Consider the following 24,062-nt stretch of genomic DNA (forward strand, 5'->3'; position numbering starts at 1 on the left):
CCCCGTCCGCAGCCAGCCTCCTGATCAGCGCCCAGTCCTCCAAAGTGATCACACTCCAATCGTTGAGTGCTCACTTTTCACCACCGAAACTGTTCAGTTTTCGAGCGCCGCCGACACTCGGCGAGTGGCCGCTCGTAGCGGCAATGTGTAGAGCCCGGGGGGATGGACCGGGCCGGCACTGATTCACAACCGGTGGCGTCGCGATCGTGTTCCGGCGGCCGGTGAGGTGTGGCCCACACCTCAGGTTGCGGGACGGCTCAGGTGCTGGGGTGGTGTGGCCATCAACCCACCATGGAGACTCGTCCCGGTCCTGGCAATGCCGTTCCGACGACCGGGCCCCGGGGTGGTCTCAACACCACCTGGGCGCTGACCACAAGCAGGTCGTGGTCGCTGAATCGCCACGGTCGCACCTGCGCGACCGGGTCTTCGAACGCCGGGCTTCCGTAGACGTGTTGGACTCCCGGGAACCGGCCGGATGCAGCGTCGGTGCGGCTCCAGGATCCGGCAGGTGCACAGGCGTCGTGGCGGTTCAGGTCTCCGCCGAAGATCATGAGCTGTGTCGCGCGGTGCGTGAGCACCAGGCCGAGCTCCGCGCACTGGGCGTCGTTCGTCGTGTCCGCCTCGCTCGAGTCCGGCTCCAGGTGTGCGGTGCAGATGTCGACACGGTCGTCCGTGGAGACGCACAGCCAGCGTCGTTCCTCCAGGTCGGCCTGCGCCACGAAGGCCTCGCTCTCCGAGCGGAGGATGGGTCTTCGCGTCAGCACGGCAATCCCGAACAGGCCGCGGCCGCCCGGATCGACGCACGGGAGCGGCCCACCGGCGTACTCCACCGGCACGAACCGGACGTCGTAGGTCGTGCGCCGGGCGATCCGGAGGGCGTCCTGACGGCAGGCCTCGTTCACGGTCACCGCGTTCGGTCCAGCTGCCTGGATGCGCAGCACCGCGGCGTCGAGGATGTCGGGGTAGCCCGTCGCGTCGAAGCAGCCGGCCAGGCCAGAGAGGCACAGATTCATCTGCACGACCGTGAAGCTCGACTCAGCCGTTGACGACCGGGGTCCCTCGTCGGGGTCCGTCGTCTGGCAGGACACCACGGCAGCCAGCAGGATCGCAGCGGCCACCGCGCCTGCGGCGAACGAGCGACCGGCTGGGCGGATCATGAGGCACCGTGGCCGCGGAGACTCATGGCGGGTCGGCGTTGCGCGCGTCTAGTGTGCGGAGACATGGAAGAGCTCGTGCTCCGGGTCCGGCTGCTCAGCGGCGACACGCTGGACGTCGTGTACGAGGACGGCGCCGCGGGGAGTGAACGCGAGGTCATCGATCATGTCGTCGCCACGCTGTCGCAGGATTCCGGGGCGCTGCGTTGCAGGCACGGCGATCGGCTCCTGGTGTTGTACGCACGGGGTGTTGCCGCGGTGGAGGTCGCCCCCCGCGGAGCGGTTCTCTAGTCGTCGTCCAAGAGTCGGCGTCCCGAGCCGACCATCAGGAAGCGTGTCGGCGACGCACGACCAGAGCAACAGCGACGGCGAGGCCGACCCCGACCGCGACGCGCAGTGTCGGGCTGTCGAACGGCCCACCGGGAGCCATACCGACGAACGCCGCGACGGCCGTCCCGACCCCTTCGAGGGGCCGCGTCCCGCTGCTGACTTCCTCGACGTACACGCCGGGGCTCCGATAGGTCATGTGTGAGCTCCTTCCGCGGGCCATGTCCATGGAACCGCAGCGGGCCTCGTCTGTCGACCGTGATCCAGATCGTGATGCAGGGAGCTGCACCCTGCCGTCGGGACAGTCCCGGAGCTGGTTCATACTTCGGACGTGTCAGGCTCGTCAGAGGCTGGTCTCGCGGACGTGGTGTAGTTGCAGCACGCTTCCCCTCCAGGGAATGGGTCGAGGTTCAAATCCTCGCGTCCGCTCCACAGCTCCCGCTTCGCCTACGCGCTCGGCGAGGCACCCCGCACGTGCAGGGCCCGCAGCTCGTCGGCAAGCGCGGGGACCGGCCCGTCGACCGGCAGGTCCGGCGCCACGGCGTTGATGGGCAGGGGCGCCACGGGTCCCGGCGCGACGCCACGGGCCCGTCGCCACTCTGTGAGCTGCGCTGTCGACCCGGCGTACACGATGCGACCGAGGCCGACCCAAGCGTGGGCGGCGGCGCACATCGGACAGTGCTCGCCCGAGGTGTAGACCGTGCACGCGGGGCGTACGTCCGGCGCGACGTGGGTCGCCGCCCAGCGCGCGAGCTCGAACTCGGGGTGGCGGGTCTGGTCGCCGTCCGCGGTGCGGTTGCGGTCCTCGTGCAGCACGACGCCGTCCGGGTCGACCAGGACCGAGCCGAACGGCTCGTCGCCGGCGTCCAGCGCCTCGCGGGCGAGGTCGATGCAACGGTGGAGGTGGGTGAGGTCCTCGGGGGACGGATCGGTGAGCTCCATCCGTCGACCCTAGGACCCACCGGTCCGAAGCCCGTTCGAGCAGCGGCGATCCAGGTCAGTTGATGATCTCGCCGCGCTCGTCCGCGAGGATCACCGCGAGCCGGTCATGCCAGGCCTGGAGCGCCTCCGGGGTCAGCCGGGTCCAGTCCGCGACCTCGCCGACGACCCTGAGCGGGTGGCTGCTGCGGTAGGACCGGGTCGGGTTGCCGGGGAACTTCTTGTCGGTCACGTTGGGGTCGTCCTCGAACGCCCCCGTCGGCTCCACGGCGTACACCCTGGGAGCGCCCTCGCCCGCGGCGAGCTCCGCCGCCAGCCCGGCTCCGTCGGGCGTCGCCGTGAAGTAGACGTGGTTCATCACGACCTCGGGCCGGTAGTTGGACCTGAACCCGGCCGTGAGGAGATCCCCGACCTGCAGGTCGGCCTTGGTGCCGTGGAAGAACGGCCCGGCGTCCAGCGCGTCACTCACCGCACCAGCGTAGGCGCTCTCCCACGGCTCCTCAGCGGCTCAGAGCAGGCGACCGCAGGTGGGCCACGGGGAGCGGCCGCGCGAGGCGTACAGCTTCTTGGCGCGGTAGGTCTGCTCGCCGGCCGACGCGTGGTGCGGCATGCCGGACCCGCCGACGCTGCGCCACGTGGCGACGTTGAACTGGTAGAGGCCGTAGTAACCGGCCGCGTTGACCGCGCGCGGGTTGCCGCCGGACTCGCACCCGGCGAGGGCACCCCAGTTGAGCCCGTCCGTGCCCGGCACGGACCAGGGCTGGCGGCCGACCAGCACCCGGCGGGCCTGCGGCTTGCGGACGATCTTGCGGGAGACGACGCGGTACGTCGCGGGCTCGCCGTTGTGGAGCGTGCGCACCGCGACGATCCGGCGCATGCCGGCCTTGCCCGGGCGGACCACCTTGCGGCGGCCGGGGGCGAGCTTGGTGGTGGGGACCTCCACGACGCCGGCGCGGACGCGCGCGGTCTTGGTCTTGCGGGTCTTCTCGACGGCGACGAGTCGCACGGTGTCGCCGTACTGGACGCGCTTCCTGCTCCCGCTGACCTTGCGACCGTCACGGACGACCTCGACGAGGTCGTTGCCGTCGACGGCGACGCCCTGGCCCTCGACCACGGCGGTCGGCCAGGCGCGGGGCGGGACGGCCACCTCGACGGCGGGCTGGGTGGCCACCTTCAGCCGGACGGCCACCTGGCCGTCGGCACGGGTGGACTCCTGGGCGGCGGCAGCGCCGGGCACGAGGGTGATGGCCAGGGCGGCCGCGGCAGTGCCGGCGGCGACGCCGCGGAGACGGGTGGGCAGGAAGGTTCTGGGAGTGACAAGCACAGGCAGTGACCTCACGCAGTGGGGTGCGCCGGCGGCGGCGCTCGGACGCGACGCCGTCGGTCCGGGCGTCGAGGCCGCGGCGTGCAACACCTCACGAAGGGAGGCGCCTCTCGGGTGGAGGACACCGCCAGCGACCCCACCACGACAACATGCGATGGCGGGGTCGGTCGAATCGGGATGCGGCCGCAACCGGCGTCTCCACGCTGGCGCGACGCATCGAGTGTGAGCGGTTTCACGCTCACAGCAGGTGGCTCGGGGAGTCCCGAGCCGTCAGCGCCCCTAACTTCGAGCGCGCCTGGATCGCGGGTCCGTGCGCGCGTCGTGTAGTCATGGAGCGAGCCGAGCCACCGAGGGAGTATCGATGAGCCAGATCATGTCGCGCCGGGACCTGGAGTTCCTGCTCTTCGAGTGGCTCGACACCGAGAGGCTCTTCGAGCGCACGAGGTACGCCGAGCACTCCCGCGACGTCGTCGAGGACCTGCTGGGGCTCGCCGAGAGGATCGCGACCGACCACTTCGCCCCGCACAACCGGGCGGCGGACCTGGCGGAGCCACGCTTCGACGGGGAGCGCGTCGAGCTGGTCCCGGAGGTCGAGCCGGCGCTGCGGGCCTTCGCCGACGCGGGGTTCCTCGCGGCGCCGCTGAGTGAGGAGGCCGGGGGGCTGCAGCTGCCCTCGTCGGTCTTCGGCGCGTGCATGGCGTGGTTCCACGCGGCCAACGTGGGCACGGCGGGCTACGCGCTGCTCACCCTGGCCAACGCCAACCTCCTCACGGTGCACGCGACCCCGGAGCTGGTCGGCCTGTTCGTCGAGCCGATGACCACCGGCCGGTTCTTCGGCACGATGGCCCTCTCGGAGCCGCACGCCGGCTCCAACCTTGCCGACATCACCACCCGGGCCGAGCCGCAGCCCGACGGCACCTACCGTCTCTTCGGCCGCAAGATGTGGATCTCGGGCGGTGACCACGAGATGGGCGACAACATCGTGCACCTCGTGCTCGCCCGCACCCCCGACGCCCCGCTCGGCACCCGCGGTATCTCGCTGTTCCTCGTGCCGAAGTACCTCGTGGACGAGGACGGCACGGTGGGCGAGCGCAACGACGTCGTCCTCGCCGGGATCAACCACAAGATGGGATTCCGGGGCACGGTCAACACCGCCCCCATCTTCGGCGACGGCGCGTTCACGCCCGGCGGACGACCGGGCGCCGTCGGCCACCTCGTCGGCACCGAGCACCGCGGCCTGCCGGCCATGTTCACCATGATGAACGAGGCCCGGATCGGCGTCGGCCTGGGCGCCACCGCCCTCGGTTACACCGGCTACCTGAAGTCACTGGCCTACGCGCGCGAGCGGCTGCAGGGCAGGCCGCTGGGTGCCTCGCCGGAGTCGCCCCAGGTGCCGCTCGTCGAGCACCCGGACGTCCGCCGGATGCTGCTCGCCCAGAAGTCGTACGTCGAGGGCGCCCTCGCGCTCAACCTCTACTGCTCGCGGCTGGTCGACGACATCGCGTCCCTGGACGACGCGGCCGTGACCGCCGAGGCGGAGAAGCTGCTCGGGGTCCTCACCCCGATCGCCAAGAGCTGGCCCTCGCAGTGGTGCCTGGCCGCCAACGACCTGGCCATCCAGGTGCTCGGCGGCGCCGGCTACACCCGCGACCACGACGTCGAGCAGCACTACCGCGACAACCGGCTCAACGCGATCCACGAGGGCACCCACGGCATCCAGGGCCTCGACCTCCTCGGTCGCAAGGTGCTGATGGACGCCGGCGCCGGGCTGTCCCTGCTCGTCGGCCGGATCCACGAGACCGCGCGCCGCGCCAGCGGCACCGGGGACGCCGACGGCGAGAGGTACGCCGCGCAGCTCGCGGCCGCCGCCGAGCGGCTCGTCGAGGTCACCGGTGCGATCGCGACCCGCGGTGACCAGCAGGCCATGCTCGCCGACGCGACGGCGTACCTCGAAGCCGCCGGCCACCTGGTGGTGGCTTGGCTGTGGCTGGAGCAGTGGCTGGTGGCGGACGGCAAGGAAGGCGTGTTCTACGACGGCAAGCGGTCCGCGACGGCGTACTTCTTCGGCCGTGAGCTGCCGAAGATCGCTCCGATGCTCGACCTCCTCGCCGACGGCGACCGCACGACGCTGGACCTCGACCCCGGCGTCCTGTGACCGGGCGCGAGCCGGGCCGAACGTAGGCTCGGTCGTGCCCGCCCTCCCGCATGCGTAGCCCGAGGAGTCTCGTGTCCCGCTCATCCACCCGCTTCCGGACGGTCCTGCCCACCTCCGGACGCGCCGCCCTCGGCGCGACCATCGCCGGCGGCGTGCTGTCCGGCCTCGCGGCCGCCCCGGAGCGCATGGGCCGGCTGTTCCGGGGACGCTTCCCGACGGTGGCCGTCACCGGGATGACCGGGGTCGGCAAGACCGAGCTGGCCAACCGGCTCGCGCGGCGTACGTCCGCCAACGGGGTGGGCGAGGTCGGGTCCGCGGTCATGGAGCGACGGACCCGCCGCTCGCGCCGGCTGCAGGGCTTCCGGTTCCTGGTGGTGCCGGGGGACAACGCGGCGACGCGGCTCTCGGCGCTCGACGAGGTCTTCCACGACGAGCCGGTCGACGGGATCATCCACGTGGTCGCCAACGGTCATGCCACGCCCCGGCGCGTGGCCGGCACGTCCGGCCTGGCGACGGCGACCCGCGAGGAGCTGCTCGCCGCGGAGCTCGAGGACTGGGCGATCACCGCGCACCGGATCGCCTCGATGGCCGTGCGCCGTGACCGGCCGGTCTGGCTGGTCATCGCCGTCACCAAGACCGACCTGTTCGCCGACGAGCTGGACGACGTCATGGAGTACTACTCCCCGGGGAGTGGCTCACCTTTCGGCAACAAGATCGACGAGCTGCGGGCGCTCGCCGGCGGCGCGAAGCTGTCGGTCGACGTGCTCCCGGTGTCGAGCCACGGCGGCGACCGCACCTCGGCCGTCTCGGCCAAGCAGGCCAGCGCGATGGTGGACGCCCTGGCGGTCCGGCTGGCCCAGCTCAGCGGTCACGTCTGAGCTCGGCACCGCTCGCACCGGGCCGTGCTCCGGTGAGTGGGGTCGGACCGTAGTGTCGAGCAGCGGTCGTCGTACGACGCTCGCCCACCGCTGAGAGGACCACGCATGTCCGAGTCATCCACGTCGTCCCCGGGCCGTGCCCTGGTGGTGGGAGCCACCGGGATCGTGGGGCAGTCCGTCGCCCGGCGACTCGTCGACGAGGGATGGGAGACCTACGGCCTCTCGCGCAGCGGCACCACGCCGCACCCCGACGTACGCCCTGTCCGTGCCGACCTCGGCGACCCCGATGGCCTGGCCGAGGCGCTCGCCGACGTGAGGCCGGACTTCGTGGCGATCACGGCGTGGACCCGGATGGAGACCGAGGCCGAGAACATCCGGGTCAACGGCGGAGCCGTCCGTGACCTGCTGTCGGCGCTGTCGCCGGCCGGGTCGTTGAAGCACGTCGCGCTGATGACCGGGCTCAAGCACTACCTCGGGCCCTTCGAGGCCTACGGCCAGGGCGAGATGCCCGACACGCCCTTCCGCGAGGACGAGGAGCGGCTGCCCTACCCCAACTTCTACTACGCGCAGGAGGACGAGCTCTTCGCCGCCGCCGAGCGCGACGGCTTCACCTGGAGCGTGCACCGCTCGCACACGGTGTTCGGGTTCGCCACCGGCAACGCGATGAACATGGTGGCCACGGTGTGCGCCTACGCCTCGCTGTGCCGCGAGCAGAACCTGCCCTTCGTCTTCCCGGGCTCGGAGCAGCAGTGGAACGGGCTGACGGACGTCACCGACGCCGACCTGCTCGCCGAGCAGATGCTGTGGGCGGCGCGGACGCCGGCGGGGCAGGACCAGGCGTTCAACACCGCCAACGGCGACGTCTTCCGGTGGCGCTGGCTGTGGCCCCAGGTCGCGGCGTGGTTCGACCTGGAGTGGGAGGGGTACGCCGATGCGCCCCGCCCCCTGGAGGTCTCGATGGCCGGCACGGAGCCGGTGTGGAGCGAGCTGGCGGCGACGCACGACCTCGTCGAGCCGGAACTGTCCCGCGTCGCGTCCTGGTGGCACTCCGACGCGGACCTCGGGCGGGACATGGAGGTCGTCACCGACATGAACAAGAGCCGCGCCGCCGGGTTCTCCGCCACCCGCGACAGCCGGGCGACGTTCTTCGCGTACGCCGAGCAGTACCGCAACGCCCGGGTCATCCCCTGATCAGGGCCTGTCGTCGCCGGAGACGGGACTTCTGTCCCTGAAGCTCCATGGTCAGGCGGCCTACGCTCCGATCCATGGCCTACGAATACAAAGTGGTGGAGATCCGCGAGAAGATGCTCGGCGGCAAGATGTCGGGCGACAAGCTCGAGACGATGCTCAACGAGCACGCCCGGCAGGGGTGGCGGCTGAAGGCGATCACCTCGACGGAGATCAAGGGCCGGGTCGGGCCGGGCGGGGTCGACGGTCTCATCGTGACCTTCGAGCGTTCCGTCTGAGCCTCTCGAGAGCCGACTGCGGTCGCTCGTCACCGCCTGTCGGACGGCCTTCCGGGTCGTCTCGCCGGGCTTGCATGTCCACCCCTGCGTCTCGATGCACCGTGCGACGTCGTCCGGGCCTACGATGCGCGCTCGACCCCGAAAGGACCCCACGTGGCCACTGACTACGACGCATCGCGCAAGACCGAGGACGAGCAGAAGGAAGAGAGCCGCGAGGCGCGACGTCTGACGTCGGGTGAGCAGGACAAGACCTCGGGCAAGATCGACGAGGACGAGACCGAGCTGGCCGAGTCCTACGAGCTCCCCGGCGCAGACCTCTCCCACGAAGAGCTCTCCATCGAGGTCACGCCGAGGCAGAACGACGAGTTCACCTGCACCTCCTGCTTCCTCGTCCAGCACGAGTCGCGTCGGGAGTCCCCGGGCAAGGACCTCTGCCGCGACTGCGCCTGACATCTCGCGGGGTCGTCCCGGCGAAGCCGGGGCCCGTGCCTACTCGGCCGGCGCCTCGGCGGCGTACTTGACGGAGTCGGCCTCGGTGCCGACGTACCGCCCGGTCAGTGACCTCGTCATGAGCCAGCCGATCCCGGAGAGCGGGCCGGACACGGTCACGGAGAGGGTGAGCCGACTCCCGGTGGGGTGCGGCTCGACGACGTGCGACGCGGTCACGGTGACGCCCGGCGAGCTCGACTCCCAGGTGTAGGACCGCCCGTCGGTCAGCTCGGTGACCGTCCACACCGCGGTGGGCAGCCGGGGCTGCTGCAACCGCGTCCGGGATCCCACGCGCAGGGGACCGGCCTCGAGCCGCTCCACGGCCTCGACCGTGGGGATCCGCTCGGGCCAGCGCTCGACGTCGACGACCACCGCCCAGACCGCCTCGGGCGGAGCCGCGATGGTGACGGTGTGCTCCAGGCCGGGCATGGGTCGAGTCTACGAGCCCCCGACGGCACCTACTCCGAGCTCGGGCCGAGCACGCAGAACTCGTTGTCCTCCGGGTCCGCCAGCACGACCCACGGACGATCGCCCTGACCGACGTCCACGCGCCGAGCACCATGCGCGATCAGTCGGGCCACCTCGGCGTCCTGGTCGGCCTGGCTGTCCGGCCGGAAGTCGAGGTGCAGCCGGCTCTTGGCCTGCTTGGGCTCGTCGAGGCGGACGAAGTCCAGCCCCGGCGTGCGGTCGGCCTCCGGGCGGATCTCGAACTCGTTGACGTCGTCGGTGTGGACGACGACCCAGCCGAGCGCCTCGGCCCACCACCGACCCAACGCGACCGGGTCCTGCGCGTGGACGATGACCTGCTCCCACTTCAAGCTCATGCGGCAGAACCTAGAGGAGCCGGTGGTTCACGGCCAGCCGATTCCGAGGCGCCGTGTCACCGGCGGAGCGGACCCTCGGTCCGACGCTGCCGCATGGCCAGGTGGAGGCCCGCGTCCCATCCCGGGGCGCGGCCGCCGGCGGGCGGGCGGAGGGCGTCGGTGTCGTGACCGGAGCGCGCGAGCGCCCACGAGACCACGGAGTTTGAGTTCCACATCTCGCCCGCGTGCAGCTCGTCGCGACCCCACGTGAGGGGCGGGACCTGCGCGAGCACGTCGAGCACGGCCGCGACCTGCGCCGGGTCGTCCGTCGTACGGACGGGGCTGGCGACGGCCTCGGCGATGTCCGGGATGCGGCCGCCGGGCCAGCAGCGCACCTCGTAGCGGAACGCCCGGAAACGGCCGAGCTGCTCGGACGCGACCGGGCCTTCGCAGAGGACCCCGCGGTGGGGGTCGGAGACGTTCCAGACAGGTCCCATCTCCACCGCGTAGGTGACGCCGTCCACGCCCACCATGAGCCCGGAGTGGTAGAGGTCCAGGGGTGGGCGGTGCTCGCGCCGCGCGGCCAGTCGCTCGTAGAGACGACCGTTCAGGCGTACGACGTGGCCGCCCGCCCCGAGGGGCAGCCAGTACAGGTCGACCCACGCCTCCACCGCGCCACCTCCCTCTCACCACCCAGCCAACAGCCGCTCGCCGGTGCGGGTAAGGGCCGAACGTCACCCGGTGGCGAGCTCGTCGTCGACGTACACCGGTCGGGAGACGCGCAGCCCGGCCCAGGTGAAGGGGACGACGGTGGACATCAGCAGCAGGATGGGGATCGTCCAGCTGTCGGTGGCGGCGTGCAGCAGCCCGACCGTCACGGGGCCCAGCGCCGCGAGCAGGTAACCGACCGGCTGCACGAAGCCCGACAGCCGGGCCGTGATCCGCCTGTCGTGGGTGCGGGCGGTGAGCAGCGCGAGGGTCGTCGGGAACGCCAGGCCGGAGAAGCCGAGCAGCAGCGCCCACAGCCACGGCAGGGTGGCCGGGATGGTGACGAGTCCGAGGTAGCCGCCCAGCATCGCCACGGCGAAGCCGAGCATCCATGGCGCCAGGCTGGGGGAGCGGTCGATGACCGTCGGCATCAGCAGCGCGCCGGCGATGCCGCACGACGTGACGGTGGCCAGCATGGCGCCCGCATAGCCGGGGGAGAGGCCGGCGTCGCGGTAGATCTGGGGCAGCCAGCCGAACTGCACGTAAGCGTGCATCGACTGCACGGCGAACAGGGTCGTCAGGGCCACGGCCGTGCGGGAGCGGTAGATCCGCAGGGTCGGGTCGGGCGGCGCGGGTGCCTCGGCCGGTCGCGAGGAGCGCTCCCGGACGGCCAGCCACGCCCAGAGCGGCAGCGACACCAGTGCCAGCACCCCCCACATCGCGAGGGCCGGCCCCCACCCGACCTGCGCGGCGGCCGGGGCGGTGAGGGCCGAGCCGAGGGTGCCGCCGACGATCAGGGTGGTGCCGTAGACGGTGGGCAGCAGGACGTTGTCCGACGGGGCGTGCGCCTTCATCCACGCCGGGACCATCACGTTGCCCACGGCCATCCCGGCCAGCGCGAGCGCCGACAGGACGAGGAACAGCCACGGAACGTCGGTGAGCCCGCGCAGGACGAGGCAGGTCCCGGCCAGGGCGAGGCCGGCGGCGATGCCCGTCGTGACACCGATCCGGCGGGAGATCCCCACGGCCGTCGCGCCGACCAGCCCGAAGCACAACCCCGGCAGGCCGGTGAGGATGCCCGCCGTGCCGGAGCCGATACCGAGGCCCGCGGTGACCTCCTCGAGGACGGGGCCGATCGACGTGGCGCCGGGGCGCAGGTTGATCGCGATGAGGGCGGTGGCGAGGATCGCCACGGCACCGGTCATGGGCTTGTGGGAGCGCTTCACCCCGTTCTCGGGCGGTCTCGGGGGTTTCGAGACAGGACTTCGTCCTTCCTCAACCACCGGAGGGGACTGGCCTTCCTCAACCACCGGGATGCAGGTCCAGCTGGACGGAGACCTCGCCGAGGCCGGGCGCGACGACGTGCCAGGCCCCGCCGCCGCTGACGTCGAGGGGTGGGATGACGGATCCGGTGATGACCACGTCGCCAGCAGACAGGGACGCGCCGCACGATGCAAGTGTCGAGGCCGCGGAGGCGAGGATCGGCCCCAGCCCACCGGTCAGCTCGAAGGGCGTCGAGGTCGACGCGACGACCTCCCCGTCGCAGGACACGGAGAAGGAGAGGTCGGCGGGCAACGACGGGGACAGCGGCCCGAGCAGCACGTGGCGGTGGAAGATGTTGCCGGCCAGGACCTCCTCGATGTCGGTGGGCGGCGGGTCGAGGTCGGCGAGCTCGATCGCCACCGACCAGCCCGCCACCGCGGCCAGCGCCTCGGCCGGGGAGGCATCGGCCGCCACGTCGCGGCCGAGGTGCGCGGCCACCTCCGCCTCCAGCATCGGCGCCGTCCACCCCGACACGTCGACTGCGGAGCCGGAGGCCAGCAGCCGGTCGTCGGTCAGGAAGCCGACGAGCGGGCGGTCGGTGGCGAACCTGGCGAGCGCCGCAGGTGCCCCGAAGCCGAGCTTCCACCCCAGCGGGGCGACCTCCGGGGAGAGGGCCGCGGCCCGCGCGGCGAGCATCCGCGTCGTACCGGCCGCGACGCGCGGGTCGAGGCTCATGACGGGTCGTCGAACTCGTCGTCGGGACCCGGCATCCCGTAGCCCGCCGCGGCCAGCGACCCGGCGCCGCTCCAGCCCCAGATGAGCAGCACGTCCTCGTCGCCGGTGTTGACGAACCCGTGGTAGTTGCCGCGCGGGGTGAAGATGACGTCGCCGGCCTGCGAGGGCTCACGACCCTTGTTGGTGTGGATCTCGCCGCGGCCCGACATCACCACGAGGAACTCGTCGGCGTCGGTGTGGAAGTGGCGGTCGTGGCGGGCGCCGGGCGGCAGCACCGTGCGGCCCACGGTGAGGCCGTCGGAGCCGCCGCGCTCGGAGTTGATGAGGTACTGCACCTGCATGTCGATCCAGCCCTCCTCCTCCCGCAGGCCCTGCTCGAGCGGGACGTCGGCGACGGTGGTGCGGTACGGCGCCCGGGCCTCGTCGGGGGTCGTCATCGGACCTTCACCCCCGCGGCCCGGCGGTAGACGTCGGCCACGCTGACCAGGAAGTCGCGGTCGGCCAGCTCGCTGCTGCGTGCGGCGCTGAGCATCTCGCTCGCGGCCGAGCACGTCGGCAGCATGACGCCGAGCGTGCGGCCGAGCTCCTGGGCCAGGACCAGGTCCTTCTGCTGCAGCTCGACGTCGGCGAAGACGTTGTCGTCGTCGACCAGCAGCGGCGCGCGGTAGCCGATGACCGGCGACGCGATCACGCTCTTGAGTGCCGCGTCGACCACGGCGGCCCGGTCGACGCCGGCCTTCTCGACCAGCGTCACCGCCTCGGCGAAGGCCGTCACCGACACCACCAGCGACAGGTTGATGGCCACCTTGGTGAGGATCGCGTGGCCGTTGGGGCCGATGTATGTGACCTTGGGGCCGATGGCGTGCAGCAGCTTCTCGACGTGGTCGTACGCCGATCGCTCGCCGCCGACCATCACCGACATCTGGCCCGCGGCCAGGGTCGCCGGGGAACCGGAGACGGGGGTGTCGAGGTAGCGGGCGCCGGTGGCGGCCACCTCCTCGGACAGCGCCACGCTGCGCTCGGGGGCGATGGTGCTCAGGTCGGCCCACACCGTGCCGGCGCCGAGCCCGGCCAGCAGGCCGTCGTCGCCGTGCGCCGCGCCCTCGACGGCCGCGGTGTTGGTGAGCATCGTGAAGACGACGTCGCACTGCTCGGCGACCTCGCGGGGCGTGTCCGCCCACCCCATGCCGGCGTCGAGGAGGTCCTGCGCCTTGCTCCTGGTCCTGTTCCAGCCGACCACGGGGTGGCCGGCGTCCATGATCCGCCGGGCGATCCCGGAGCCCATGGCCCCGAGCCCCACGAATCCCACGCGTTCGATGTCGTTGTACATGCCTCGCTCCTCTCGTGCCTGTCGTCGGTCGCTCACGCGTTGTGCCTGTCCAGGAAGTCGACGATCACCGCCAGGGCCTCGCGCTGCACGTCGTCGACCTGCGCCACTCCGGCCGCGTCGGACTCGGGGTAGATGTAGCCGTGCACGTCGTGCGACCACGACCGCCACTCGGCGTCCGAGCGCTTCTCGGCCAGCAGCTCGTAGGTCAGCCGGAAGATGCCCTGCAGCTCGTCCTGGTCGCGGCCGAGCACCAGGACCGGGATGTCCACCCCGTCCAGCCGTGCCGACACCTCGTCGGGGTCGGCGACCCGGGCGCGGGCGCGCTCGGTGCTCCGGATCTCCATGCTCTCGATGTCGCGCAGGCCGCCGTCGCTGGTGACGGTGGGCACGTCGTCGAGCCGCAGCGTGAGCAGCTCGTGCGAGGCGGGCTCGGCCGCGACCCCCGCGCGGAGCAGGCCCGGATACTGCGAGAGCAGCTTGAAGAGCATCTCGCCGGCGTGGCTCACGCCGACGTGGAAGAGCCGGTCGGCGTCGATCGCCGGGTGGGCCGCGACGTGCCGCAGGATCGCGACCTCGTCCTCGTACTCCAGCGGCGCGCGGCTCATCAGCCCCATGCCCTGCCGCACCGTCGTACGCAGCGGCCCGCCCGTCTGGTAGCCGAGCTCGACCTCCGTGCGGTAGCGGACCCACGCGCACGCATAGCCGGCGTCGAGCAGCACGTCGGTGACGTGGCGGAAGCGGTGGACCCGGTCCTGCAGCCACCCGATGCCGCCGCCGCCGTTGCCGTAGGCGACGAGCACGAACGGGTGTGGTCCCGGCCCGTCGGGCAGCCGGAGCGCGTACGGCGCGTAGAGGCCGTCGAGGGTCTCCGCCGCCAGGTAGTGCGCCGGCCGGTCGGAGCCGGCCAGCGGCTCGACCAGCACGGGAGTGCCGGGCGAGCCCCAGTCGACGGCGCTCGAGCTCACCGGGAGGAACCGGAGGTGCCCGGGGCACCGGCGGCCCAGTAGTCCTCCTTGGCCTTGGACGCGGCCAGCGCCTCGGCGTCCTCGAAGCCCGGCGCCATCGACGCCGCGGTGCCGGCCATGTACTGGTGGTGGTCGACGTCGAGCAAGCGGATCCAGCTCTGCTGGCCGAAGGTCAGCGCGATGACGCACCCCAGCTCGACCAGCTCGTCCTCGCTGAAGTGGGCGTGCAGCCGGCTCCACAACCCGTCGCGGTCGTCCTCGTTCCAGGCGATGGCCTGCGCGTAGGCGAGTGCGGCCTTCTGGCGGTCGTCGAACTTGTCCGACGACTCGAAGTTGAGGAGGTCGTCGTACTGCCCCTCGACGAGGCCCTGCTGGCTGCCCTTGACCGAGCGCTGGTTGCCGCAGAACTCGCAGCTCACCGTGCGGGAGATGTAGACCCGGCACAGCTCCTTGATCGCGTGGTCGCACACGCCGTTGCGGAACATCTTCTCCCACGGCTCGGCGAAGGCCCAGAACGCCGCCGGCACGTGCGCGCGCACCGCGTTGGTCTCCGGGCGGGGCGTGCCCTCGCGGGCGCTGCGGTCCATCTCGGCCTGCATGCGGGGGTCCATGTCGTCGTAGGCGACGTAGGAGATGCGGGGCTGCTTCATGGTGGCTCCTCGGGTGTCAGTCGGACTGTTCGATGGCGCGGACGACGGCGTCGTGGGTCAGGGGGAGGTCACGGACGCGGACCCCGAGGGCGCGGTGGACCGCGTTGGCGATCGCGGCCGAGGTCGGCCCCTGGGCGGCCTCGCCGGCCCCGGTCGAGGGGGCGTCGCTGTCGACGAGGTGGACGGTGACCTCGGGGGCCTCGGAGAAGCGCAGCACCGGGTAGGCCTCCCAGTCGGTGCCGAGCAGCCGCCGCGAGTCGAAACCCATCCGTTCCTTGAGCGTCCACGACGTCGCCTGGGTCGCGCCGCCCTCGAGCTGGTTGCGGGCGCCGTCGGGGTTGACGACCCGGCCGACGTCCGCGACGACGACGAGGCGGCGTACGACGACCTCATCGGTGACCTCGACGTCGGCGACGATCGCGCAGTGCGCGCCCCGGTCCTTGTAGCGGGCGTAGGCGAGGCCGCGACCGGTGTCCTCCGGCGGCTCGTCGTCCCAGCCGGCGAGCCGGGCGGCCTCCGCGACCACGTGCCGGGCCCGCAGGTCGGTGAGGTGGTCGAGCCGGAACGCCACCGGGTCGACGCCGGCGGTCTCGGCGAGCTCGTCCATGAAGGACTCGATCGCGAAGACGTTGAGGTGCGCACCGAGCGCCCGCATCGCGGAGGTCCGCAGCGGGGAGTCGGTCTTGCGGTGGCCGACCACGCGCCGGGGCCCCACGTCGTACGCCGGGAGGGCGTTGCGGGTCGTCCCGCCGCCCGCCGCCGGGGGCGGGTCGGTCGAGGGGGGCAGCGGGAGTGGGGCGGCGAGGTCGGCGCCGGCGAGCAGGCCGGGCTGGCCGGCGTAGCCGGGTCGCGCGCTGTGGCCCGTGCTCCACACGTCGTGGGACCAGCCGGTGATCCGTCCGCCGTCGAGCCTGGCCCGCAGGGTCGCGGTCATCGCCGGGGCCAAGGGCCCCCACGTCAGCTCGTCGGGACGGGTCCAGCGCAGCAGCACCGGCCGCCCGGGCACCGCCCGGGCCAGCAGGACGGCGTCGAAGGCCGCGTCGTCGGCGGCGTTGTGGCCGTAGCAGCCGGCGTTCTCGACGTGCTCCACCACGACGGTCGCGGGCTCGAGGTCGAGGGTGGCGGCGATCGCGTCGCGCAGGCCGTGGATGCCCTGGCTGTGCGAGGAGACGTGCACGCCGGCCTCGGTCCACACCGCCAGGCCGGCGCTGGGTGCGATGGAGGCGTGGGCCAGGAAGGGTCGCGAGTACGACGCCTCGACGACGCCCGGCCCGGGGCCCGGGGCGTCCTCCTCGTCGAGGACCGGCACCTCCTCGTGGGTGCCGGACCGCAGCCAGCCGGGCAGGTCGTCGGCGTCGGGCAGCAGGTCGCGCTCGTCCCACGTGACGTCCCGGCGGAGCTGCTCGAGCGCGCGGTCGACGTCGGCCTCGCGCTCGCCGACCACGCCGACGAAGGAGCCGTCGCGCACCAGCGTCACCCTCGCCTCGGTCCCTGAGGAGGCGAGGGGTGAGCCGTCTCGAGGGGGCCAGCCGTCGGGCACCGACCGCAGCGCGGCACCCACCGACGGCGGGCGCAGCACCCGGCCGTGCAGGAGTCCCTCGGGTCGCAGGTCGGCCAGGAAGCGTGGCCGGCCGAGGACCTTGTCGGGCAGGTCGAGCCGCGGCTCGCTGCGGCCGACGGCCACCGCCGCGACCGGTGCGAGGGGCGCCACGGTCGTGAGGTCCAGCCCGGGGTCGAGGGCGGCGATGCGGGCGACGTACTCCTCGACCGGGCACGTCGGGCCGGCCAGCGCGCGCACCACGCCCCCGACGTGCGCGAGCGCAGGTCCGGTCTGCAGCACCGACAGGCTGCCGGCGGTGAGGCCCTGGTCGGGCCCGAGCGCGGTGTGCGGCGCGACCATCCGGATCCGGTCGAGGGGGAGCTCCAGCGCGTCGGCGGCGAGCTGGGCCAGCGCGGTGGCGATGCCCTGGCCGAGCTCGGCCTTGCCCACCCGCACCTCGACGACGGGGCTCTCCGCACCGCCCGCCACCGCCACCCAGCTGCCGAGCCGGGGGTTGGTGACGACGTGGGGAGCGAGGTCGGTCACGCGGTCGGCTCCCGGGCGGCGAGGACCGCGTCGACGATGCGCCGGTGTGCGCCGCAGCGGCAGAGGTTGGCGTCGAGCGCCTCGGCCACGCGGGCGGCGTCGGCGGTCGGCTCCTCGTCGAGCAGGGCGGCCGCGCGGACGACGATCCCGGAGATGCAGAAGCCGCACTGGGCGGCCTGCCGGTCGAGGATCGCGCGCTGCACGGGGTGCGGCGTGCCGTCGGCGGAGAGTCCCTCGACGGTGGTGACCGAGCGGCCCTCCGCCTGCCACACCGGGGTCTGGCAGGAGGGCACGACGGCCCCGTCGAGGACCACGTTGCAGGCGCCGCACAGTCCCTGGCCGCACCCGAAGCGGGTGCCGACCAGTCCGAGGTCGTCGCGCAGCACGGTCAGCAGCGGGGTGTCCGGGTCCCCGCCGACGTCGACGCGCGCGCCGTTGACCTCGAAGCCGGTCACCCGAAGACCTCCGGGTGGTGGGAGAGCTCGATGCGGGTGCGGCGGATGTGGCCGCCGAGGAAGCGCTCGCCGTCGTCGGCGTCGCGGCGGACCACGGCGTCGAGGATCAGCCGGTGCTCGGAGTTGACGACCCACATCCGGCTGCGGCCGCCGAGCGCGACGAACGCGCGGCGGTAGTGCTGGGTGGAGTTCCAGAGCCGGGTCACGTTGGACATGAGGGGGTCGATGTGGCACCCGGAGTAGGTGAGCATGTGGAACTCGCGGTCGAGGTCGAGGAACTTCTCGAGGTCCTCGTTGTCCTCGATCCGCTGCTGCACCTCCTCGAGCCGGGCGTGCTCGTCGGGCCCGAGCTGCGGCATGCTCTCCGCAAGGGCGAGCGGCTCGAGGCGCTCGCGCATCCGGTAGACGACGTCGACCTCGTGCGGCGACAGCCGCGGCACCCGGGCCCCCTTGTGGGCCTCGTGCTCGGTGAGGCCCTCGGCCTCGAGCATCCGCAGCGCCTCGCGCACTGGCAGCCGGCTCGCGCCGAGCCGCTCGGCGACCTCCTCCTGCCGGATGCGGTCGCCGGGCCGGAGCTCGCCGCCCAGGATCGCTTCGCGGAGGTACGCCGCGACGCGGGTGCTGCCGATGTCGGAGGTGCTGCCCGTGGCACTGCTCGTCTCGCTCATGGACGGGGATTCTCCCGGTCCCAGAGCTTGCCGTCCGGGGCGGACACCAGCTCGAACTGCATCCCCCACGGGCTGCGGAAGTAGATCCACCGGTTGCCCTCGGCCGGGCCGCGGCTCGCGGTCGGTCCGTCGAGAACCTCGACCCCCGCCGTACGCAGGTGGTCGACGGCGGCGTCGAGGTCGTCGACGTAGAACGCGACGTGGTGGCCGCCCACGTCGCTGTTGCGCGGTGGCTGCGTCCGCTGATCGGGGGCGGAGTAGTGGAAGACCTCGAGGAGGGTCTCGCCGGCGAGGCGGAACCAGCGGTTCTCGACCATCACCGTGTCGGGGTGCACGGCGAGGTGCCGGGTCATCCAGTCGTCGCCGGCGTCCGGGTGGGAGAAGGGTCCGAGGGAGTAGAGGTACTCGCAGCCGAGCACGTCGACGAGGAACCGGTGGGCCTCCTCGAGGTCGGGCACGGTGAAGCCCACGTGGTCGATCCGACGCAGGCCCGGCAGTGCCATCGACACCCCTTCTGGATCCGAAACGGGACAGAGAGCCAGCAAAGCACGCGCAACAGTGTGGCGTCCATCACTCACGACTCTAGATTTTGGATCCAATCGGTGTCACAGTGGCGGCGTCACCGAGGAGGAGAGCCATGCCCCAGCACCGCCCGCTCACGCCCGCGGCCCCGTGGGTCGAGGTCGTCGCCACCGACGAGGACTGGGACGCCGCCGACCCGCAGCTGCTGCGCACCTTCTACGCCCAGCTGGTCTGGATCCGCGCCTTCGAGCAGTACGTCCTCGACCTCGCCGGCGCCGGGCTGATCCACGGTCCTGCCCACTCCAGCATCGGCCAGGAGGGTGGTGCTGTCGGCTCCGTGCTCGCCCTCACCAGCGAGGACTCGGTCAACGGGTCGCACCGTGGCCACCACCAGTTCCTCGCCAAGGCGCTGCACCACGTCGAGCCCAAGGGCATGGACCCGCTCGCGCCCCCGTCCGACGACGTGCGCGACGTGCTGCTGCGCACCCTCGCCGAGATCGCCGGCCTCGACCGCGGCTGGAGCCACGGTCGTGGCGGCTCGATGCACCTGCAGTGGAAGGAGGCCGGCGCGATGGGCACCAACGCCATCGTCGGCGGCGGCGTCCCCCAGGCGGCCGGCTTCGCCTTCGCCCACCAGCGCTCCGGCACGGACGCGGTGTCGGTCACCTACTTCGGCGACGGGGCGGTCAACATCGGCTCCACCCTCGAGACGATGAACCTCGCCGGCGCCTGGGCGCTGCCGATCTGCTTCTTCATCGAGAACAACCGCTACGCCGTGTCCACCTCCGTCGAGGAGGCCACCGCCGAGCCCCGGCTCTCCGCCCGCGGTATGGGCTTCAACCTCGCGTCCTGGAAGGTCGACGGCCAGGACCCGCTCGCCGTCCACCTCGTCATGACCGAGGCCGTCGAGCACATGCGGGCCGGTCGCGGCTCGACCGTGGTCGAGGTCGACACCTACCGCTTCTTCCACCAGAACGGCGGCTTCGCCGGCAGCGCGTTCGGCTACCGCGACAAGGAGGAGGAGAAGGCGTGGCGACTGCGTGACCCGCTCACCATCACCTCCGCCCACCTCGAGCGGCTCGGCCTCCTCGGCGACGGCGAGGCCGACCGGGCGCTGGCCCAGGCCAAGGCCGTGATGGAGGAGATCGGCGGCGTGCTCCTCGAGCCCGTCCCCGACGGAAAGCCCGGCCAGCGCCGGATCCGCGCGGCGGAGTGGCCCGACCCCGCGTGGGTCGACGTCGGCGTCCGCGGCGACCTCTCCGAGATGGACGACGCCCGGGTGGTGGCCGCCGAGGGGCACGCCGTGCCCGTGCACGACATGAAGCTGGTCGAGTCGATCGCCGCCGTCCTCGGCCGTCGGATGGAGACCGACCCCGGGGTGATCGTCATGGGCGAGGACGTCCACCGGCTCAACGGCGGCACCAACGGCGCGACCCGGGGGCTGAGCGAGCGCTTCCCCGACCGGGTGCTCGGCACGCCCATCAGCGAGAACGCCTTCACCGGGCTGGCCTGCGGCGTCGCCCTCGACGGACGGTTCACGCCGGTCGTGGAGTTCATGTACGCCGACTTCATGTGGGTCGCCGCCGACCAGCTCTTCAACCAGGTCGCCCGGGCCCGCCACATGTACGGCGGGGACGGCGCCGTCCCCCTCGTCCTGCGCAGCAAGGTCGCCATGGGCACCGGCTACGGGTCCCAGCACTCGATGGACCCCGCCGGCATCTTCGCCACCTCGGCGGGCTGGCGCATCGTCGCGCCGAGCACGCCCTACGACTACGTCGGCCTCATGAACGCGGCCCTGCGCTGTCAGGACCCCGTCGTCGTGCTCGAGCACGTCGACCTCTACAACGCCGTCGGCCCCGGCCCGGTCGACGACCTCGACTTCTGCCTTCCCGTCGGCAAGGCGGCGATCCGCCGCGAGGGCAAGGACGCCACGATCCTCACCTACCTCGGGATGGTGCCGTTCGTGCTCGAGGCGGTCGAGGAGTTCGGCCAGGTCGACGCCGAGGTCATCGACCTGCGCTGGCTCGACCGGGCCAGCATCGACTGGGACACCATCGAGGCATCGCTCACCAAGACCAACCAGGTGCTGATCGCCGAGCAGGGCGCGGTCGGCACGTCGTACGGCGGGTGGCTGGCCGACGAGATCCACCGGCGGTTCTTCGACCTGCTCGACGCCCCCGTCCGCCGGGTCACCGGCGCCGAGGCCTCGCCCAGCATCAGCAAGGTGCTGGAGCGAGCGGCGATCGCCCAGAAGGACGAGGTCATCGCCGAGCTCACCGAGATCGCGAGGTACTGACGTGGCACGCGTGCTGCGGATGCCGGGCGTCTCGGCCAACGCGACCGAGGCGGTGCTGGCCGAGTGGCTGGTGGCCGAGTCGGCGGAGTTCGCCGCAGCCGACGCGCTGGCGACGGTCGAGACCGACAAGGCGCTCGTCGACGTCGAGGCCGAGGCAGCCGGCGTCGTCCTCAAGGCGCTGGTGGCTGCCGGGTCGCAGGTCGAGGTGGGCGCCCCGATCGCCGTGCTCGGCGCGGTGGGGGAGCGGGTCGACGACCTGGCCGCCCTGCTGCGCGAGCTCGGCGTCGCCGAGGACTCGGCCCCCGTCATCGCCGAGCGGCGCGACGTCCCCGACCAGCCGGTCGAGCGCACCGAGCCCGACGTGGACCCGGGCTCCGGCGCCCCGGTCGTCAAGCCGGCGCCCGAGTCGCCTGTCGCGGACTCCCCAGCGCCGGCCGCCGAGAACGCCCCGCCTCCGGCCCGTCGGCCGGGACGGGTCTTCGCCAGTCCGCTGGCGCGCAAGATCGCCCGCGACGCCGGGCTGGCGATCGAGGAGATCCCCGGCACCGGACCGCGCCAGCGGGTGCTGCGTCGCGACGTCGACGCCCTGCTCGCCTCGCGCCGGGCCGTGTCACCGCCCGCCCCTCCGGCCACCCCGACCGCCGCACCGACCCCGACAGAGACCGCGATCCAGCCGTCCTCGGGGGCCGGATTCGAGGACGTGCCCCACACCCGCCTGCGGCGTGCCGTCGCTGAGCGGTTGGCCACCAGCAAGCGCGAGGCGCCGCACTTCTACGTCCGCACCACGGTGCGGGTGGAGCGGCTGCTCGCCCTGCGCGCCGAGCTCAACGAGGCGCTCGACGGTGAGGTGAAGGTCTCGGTCAACGACCTCGTCGTCAAGGCCGTCGCCCTGGCCCACGAGCGGGTGCCCGACCTCAACGTCACCTGGACCGACGACGCCGTACGCCGCTGGCACACCGCCGACATCGCCGTCGCCGTCGCGACCGACCGCGGCCTCGTGACCCCGGTGCTGCGCGACGTCGGCCACCGGTCGGTGTCGTCGGTGGCGACCGCCGTCCGCGAGCTTGCCGGCCGCGCCCGCGAGGGACGGCTCCGGCAGGAGGAGCTCGAGGGCGGCTCGATCACCGTCACCAACCTCGGCATGTACGGCGTGGAGGAGTTCGCCGCGATCATCAACCCGCCGCACGCCGCGATCCTCGCGGTGGGCGCGGTGCGGGAGGAGCCCGTCGTCCAGGACGGCTCCGTCGTACCCGGCTCCGTGATGAGCCTGACCCTCTCGGTCGACCACCGGCCCGTCGACGGCGTCGTCGCCGCGCGCTGGCTGGCGGAGCTGACCGGGTTGCTGGAGCGCCCCGTGCGGCTGCTCGCCTGATCGACGGCGCCGCCCGGCGCCCGGGGTCCCAGGAGGACACCAGATGGAGAACAACCAGAAGGCAGGGCTCAACCGGCGCTCGGTGCTCGGGGGCGCCGCGGCGGCCGCGGGTGCGCTCGGCGCCACCGCCGTGGCCTCACCCGCGGCGGCGGGGCGCGGGGGCGGTCGCGACCACGGGCCCGGTCCCCGGGAGTACGTCCTCACCGGTGGCTACGTGCTGTCGATGGACCCGGCCGTCGGCGACCTCGACGGCGGCGACGTGCACGTCAAGGACGGCCGGATCGTCGCGGTCGGGCGGGACCTCCCGGCGAGGGCGGCCCGCATCGACGCCCGCGGCACGATCGTGATGCCCGGCCTGGTCGACACGCACTGGCACCTGTGGACCACGCTGTTCCGGTCGATGTCGAGCTCGTCGCCGGCGACGGCGTACTTCGCCCTCAACGTCGCCAACGGCGTCCGCGCGTTGCCGTCCGACCTCTACCAGGGCGCCCGGCTCGCGCTGGTCGACGCCCTCAACAGCGGCGTCACGACCGTCAACGACTGGTCGCACAACCTGCGCTCGCCCGACCACGCCGACGCCAACCTCCGGGCCCACCGCGAGATCGGGCTGCGGGGGCGGTTCTCCTACGGCACGCCGCAGGGCTATCCCGGGACCTCGGTGATCGACCTCGACGACATCGCGCGGGTCAAGCGCGAGTGGTTCGACAGCGGGCGGCTGCCGCTGATGCACCTCGGCCTGGCCGGGCGTCCGCCGGGCCTGGTCGGTGAGGCGGTCTTCCGTCCGGAGTACGACGCCGCGCGCGCCCTCGGGCTGCCGGTGAGCTACCACGCCAACTCGACCCGCGCGCAGGGTGCGCTCGAGATGGTGCGCCAGCTGGGCGAGCAGGACATGCTCGGCCCGGACACCCAGCTGATCCACGCGCTCTACACCACCGAGGCGGAGCGGGCGGCGATCCGCGACACCGGCGCGAGCGTCAGCATCTCGCCGATGTCGGAGCTGCTGATCGGATACGGCATCTCCCCGGTCAAGGCCATGGTCGACAGCAACGTGCTGCTCACGCTCTCGGTCGACACCCTGTCCCTCGTCGGGTCGGCCGACATGTGGGCGGTGATGCGGCTGACGACCGGGCTGCACCGCGGGGTCGCCGAGCAGGAGCTCTCGATCAACACCCGTCGGGTGCTGCAGATGGCCACCCTCGACGCGGCCACCAGCCTCGGGCTGGGCGACGTGACCGGCTCGCTGACCCCGGGCAAGCGCGCCGACGTCGTGATGGTCCGTCGCCACGACGTGGCCATGGCCCCGGTCATCGACGTGGCCAACAGCCTCACCCTCGCCGCCGGGGCGGAGAACGTCGACACCGTGATCGTCGACGGCCGCTTCCGCAAGCGCGGGGGACGCCTGCTCGGCATCGACACCGAGCGGGTGGTGCGCGGCACCGAGGAGGCGATCGCGGCCCTGCTCGCCCGCTGAGACCCT

General features: G+C 72.6%; 27 protein-coding genes and 1 tRNA gene. 10 read left to right on the forward strand and 18 right to left on the reverse strand.

The annotated features are described in order from the left end of the window. Positions 1-281: 281 nt before the first annotated feature. Complete coding sequence (locus ASG88_RS05535) at positions 282-1,157, reverse strand: endonuclease/exonuclease/phosphatase family protein (RefSeq protein ID WP_056886445.1); 876 nt, start codon at positions 1,155-1,157, stop codon at positions 282-284. A gap of 63 nt (positions 1,158-1,220) precedes the next feature. Between ASG88_RS05535 and ASG88_RS05540 the strand changes: the two genes are divergently transcribed. Continuing rightward, on the forward strand, positions 1,221-1,445 hold the full coding sequence (locus tag ASG88_RS05540; RefSeq protein ID WP_056886446.1) for a hypothetical protein: 225 nt from the start codon (positions 1,221-1,223) through the stop codon (positions 1,443-1,445). Positions 1,446-1,479: 34 nt separating this feature from the next. Here the strand turns inward: ASG88_RS05540 and ASG88_RS05545 are convergent, their stop codons facing one another. Continuing rightward, on the reverse strand, positions 1,480-1,680 hold the full coding sequence (locus tag ASG88_RS05545) for a hypothetical protein (RefSeq protein ID WP_056886447.1): 201 nt from the start codon (positions 1,678-1,680) through the stop codon (positions 1,480-1,482). A 159-nt stretch (positions 1,681-1,839) separates the two neighbouring features. Between ASG88_RS05545 and ASG88_RS05550 the strand changes: the two genes are divergently transcribed. Then, positions 1,840-1,913, forward strand: a tRNA-Gly gene (locus ASG88_RS05550). Between the two features lie 15 nt (positions 1,914-1,928). Here ASG88_RS05550 and ASG88_RS05555 read toward each other — a convergent pair. The 3 genes from ASG88_RS05555 to ASG88_RS23730 are packed head-to-tail and all read right to left on the reverse strand — an operon-like array spanning position 1,929 to position 3,744. Continuing rightward, on the reverse strand, positions 1,929-2,423 hold the full coding sequence (locus ASG88_RS05555) for a nucleoside deaminase (protein ID WP_056886448.1): 495 nt from the start codon (positions 2,421-2,423) through the stop codon (positions 1,929-1,931). A gap of 55 nt (positions 2,424-2,478) precedes the next feature. Then, positions 2,479-2,889: an NAD(+)--rifampin ADP-ribosyltransferase gene (gene arr / locus ASG88_RS05560; RefSeq protein WP_056886449.1), complete on the reverse strand. Its 411-nt coding sequence runs from the start codon at positions 2,887-2,889 to the stop codon at positions 2,479-2,481. Between the two features lie 39 nt (positions 2,890-2,928). Then, complete coding sequence (locus ASG88_RS23730) at positions 2,929-3,744, reverse strand: resuscitation-promoting factor (RefSeq protein ID WP_056886450.1); 816 nt, start codon at positions 3,742-3,744, stop codon at positions 2,929-2,931. A gap of 361 nt (positions 3,745-4,105) precedes the next feature. On the opposite strand from ASG88_RS23730, the gene ASG88_RS05570 reads away from it, so the two are divergent. The 5 genes from ASG88_RS05570 (at position 4,106) to ASG88_RS05590 (ending at position 8,693) form a co-directional block, all read left to right on the forward strand. Beyond that, on the forward strand, positions 4,106-5,899 hold the full coding sequence (locus ASG88_RS05570) for an acyl-CoA dehydrogenase (RefSeq protein ID WP_056886451.1): 1,794 nt from the start codon (positions 4,106-4,108) through the stop codon (positions 5,897-5,899). Positions 5,900-5,970: 71 nt separating this feature from the next. Next, entirely contained in the window at positions 5,971-6,777 is an 807-nt protein-coding gene (locus ASG88_RS05575) for a hypothetical protein (protein WP_056886452.1), read from the forward strand. A gap of 105 nt (positions 6,778-6,882) precedes the next feature. Further along, the gene (locus ASG88_RS05580; protein ID WP_056886453.1) at positions 6,883-7,968 is read left to right on the forward strand and encodes an SDR family oxidoreductase; all 1,086 of its coding nucleotides are present in this window, start codon (positions 6,883-6,885) and stop codon (positions 7,966-7,968) included. 74 nt (positions 7,969-8,042) lie between these two features. Further along, entirely contained in the window at positions 8,043-8,243 is a 201-nt protein-coding gene (locus tag ASG88_RS05585; protein WP_056886454.1) for a DUF4177 domain-containing protein, read from the forward strand. A 153-nt stretch (positions 8,244-8,396) separates the two neighbouring features. Continuing rightward, positions 8,397-8,693, forward strand: coding sequence for a DUF4193 domain-containing protein (locus ASG88_RS05590; RefSeq protein ID WP_056886455.1), 297 nt, complete (start codon positions 8,397-8,399; stop codon positions 8,691-8,693). A 39-nt stretch (positions 8,694-8,732) separates the two neighbouring features. Here the strand turns inward: ASG88_RS05590 and ASG88_RS05595 are convergent, their stop codons facing one another. The 13 genes from ASG88_RS05595 to ASG88_RS05655 all read right to left on the reverse strand — a co-directional run bounded on the left by ASG88_RS05595 (position 8,733) and on the right by ASG88_RS05655 (position 18,898). Then, positions 8,733-9,161 (reverse strand): SRPBCC family protein, encoded by a 429-nt coding sequence (locus ASG88_RS05595; protein ID WP_056886456.1) that lies wholly within the window; start codon positions 9,159-9,161, stop codon positions 8,733-8,735. Between the two features lie 29 nt (positions 9,162-9,190). Beyond that, positions 9,191-9,556 carry a VOC family protein gene (locus ASG88_RS05600; protein ID WP_056886457.1) on the reverse strand — a complete coding sequence of 122 codons (366 nt, stop codon included), beginning with the start codon at positions 9,554-9,556 and terminating at the stop codon, positions 9,191-9,193. A gap of 56 nt (positions 9,557-9,612) precedes the next feature. Then, complete coding sequence (locus ASG88_RS05605) at positions 9,613-10,206, reverse strand: hypothetical protein (RefSeq protein ID WP_056886458.1); 594 nt, start codon at positions 10,204-10,206, stop codon at positions 9,613-9,615. Positions 10,207-10,269: 63 nt separating this feature from the next. Further along, entirely contained in the window at positions 10,270-11,469 is a 1,200-nt protein-coding gene (locus tag ASG88_RS05610; protein ID WP_200956363.1) for a CynX/NimT family MFS transporter, read from the reverse strand. 76 nt (positions 11,470-11,545) lie between these two features. Beyond that, positions 11,546-12,241, reverse strand: coding sequence for a fumarylacetoacetate hydrolase family protein (locus tag ASG88_RS05615; protein WP_056886459.1), 696 nt, complete (start codon positions 12,239-12,241; stop codon positions 11,546-11,548). Continuing rightward, positions 12,238-12,678, reverse strand: a complete 441-nt coding sequence (locus ASG88_RS05620) for a cupin domain-containing protein (RefSeq protein WP_056886460.1) — start codon at positions 12,676-12,678, stop codon at positions 12,238-12,240. Before ASG88_RS05620 ends, ASG88_RS05615 begins: the two co-directional genes overlap by 4 nt. After that, positions 12,675-13,571: an NAD(P)-dependent oxidoreductase gene (locus tag ASG88_RS05625; protein ID WP_056886461.1), complete on the reverse strand. Its 897-nt coding sequence runs from the start codon at positions 13,569-13,571 to the stop codon at positions 12,675-12,677. Before ASG88_RS05625 ends, ASG88_RS05620 begins: the two co-directional genes overlap by 4 nt. 32 nt (positions 13,572-13,603) lie before the next feature. After that, entirely contained in the window at positions 13,604-14,536 is a 933-nt protein-coding gene (locus tag ASG88_RS05630; protein WP_056886462.1) for an alpha/beta hydrolase family protein, read from the reverse strand. Next, a complete protein-coding gene (locus ASG88_RS05635) occupies positions 14,533-15,186 on the reverse strand; it encodes a carboxymuconolactone decarboxylase family protein (RefSeq protein ID WP_056886463.1) in 654 nt (217 codons plus the stop codon). The genes ASG88_RS05630 and ASG88_RS05635 overlap by 4 nt, the downstream gene beginning before the upstream one ends. A 16-nt stretch (positions 15,187-15,202) precedes the next feature. Further along, positions 15,203-17,272, reverse strand: a complete 2,070-nt coding sequence (locus ASG88_RS05640; RefSeq protein ID WP_056886464.1) for a xanthine dehydrogenase family protein molybdopterin-binding subunit — start codon at positions 17,270-17,272, stop codon at positions 15,203-15,205. Next, complete coding sequence (locus tag ASG88_RS05645; protein WP_056886465.1) at positions 17,269-17,727, reverse strand: (2Fe-2S)-binding protein; 459 nt, start codon at positions 17,725-17,727, stop codon at positions 17,269-17,271. The genes ASG88_RS05640 and ASG88_RS05645 overlap by 4 nt, the downstream gene beginning before the upstream one ends. Then, complete coding sequence (locus ASG88_RS05650; RefSeq protein WP_056886466.1) at positions 17,724-18,395, reverse strand: GntR family transcriptional regulator; 672 nt, start codon at positions 18,393-18,395, stop codon at positions 17,724-17,726. The genes ASG88_RS05645 and ASG88_RS05650 overlap by 4 nt, the downstream gene beginning before the upstream one ends. Beyond that, the gene (locus ASG88_RS05655) at positions 18,392-18,898 is read right to left on the reverse strand and encodes a VOC family protein (protein WP_056886467.1); all 507 of its coding nucleotides are present in this window, start codon (positions 18,896-18,898) and stop codon (positions 18,392-18,394) included. The genes ASG88_RS05650 and ASG88_RS05655 overlap by 4 nt, the downstream gene beginning before the upstream one ends. A 134-nt stretch (positions 18,899-19,032) precedes the next feature. Here ASG88_RS05655 and ASG88_RS05660 point away from each other — a divergent pair, with 134 nt between their 5' ends. The 3 genes from ASG88_RS05660 to ASG88_RS05670 are packed head-to-tail and all read left to right on the forward strand — an operon-like array spanning position 19,033 to position 24,056. Beyond that, positions 19,033-21,213 (forward strand): thiamine pyrophosphate-dependent enzyme, encoded by a 2,181-nt coding sequence (locus tag ASG88_RS05660; RefSeq protein ID WP_056886468.1) that lies wholly within the window; start codon positions 19,033-19,035, stop codon positions 21,211-21,213. Between the two features lies 1 nt (position 21,214). Continuing rightward, on the forward strand, positions 21,215-22,585 hold the full coding sequence (locus ASG88_RS05665; protein ID WP_056886469.1) for a 2-oxo acid dehydrogenase subunit E2: 1,371 nt from the start codon (positions 21,215-21,217) through the stop codon (positions 22,583-22,585). Between the two features lie 43 nt (positions 22,586-22,628). Beyond that, positions 22,629-24,056 carry an amidohydrolase family protein gene (locus tag ASG88_RS05670; protein WP_082599977.1) on the forward strand — a complete coding sequence of 476 codons (1,428 nt, stop codon included), beginning with the start codon at positions 22,629-22,631 and terminating at the stop codon, positions 24,054-24,056. Positions 24,057-24,062 lie beyond the last annotated feature (6 nt).

Origin of the sequence: Nocardioides sp. Soil777, assembly GCF_001428425.1 — a bacterium.
Taxonomy (GTDB): Bacteria; Actinomycetota; Actinomycetes; order Propionibacteriales; family Nocardioidaceae; genus Nocardioides; species Nocardioides terrigena.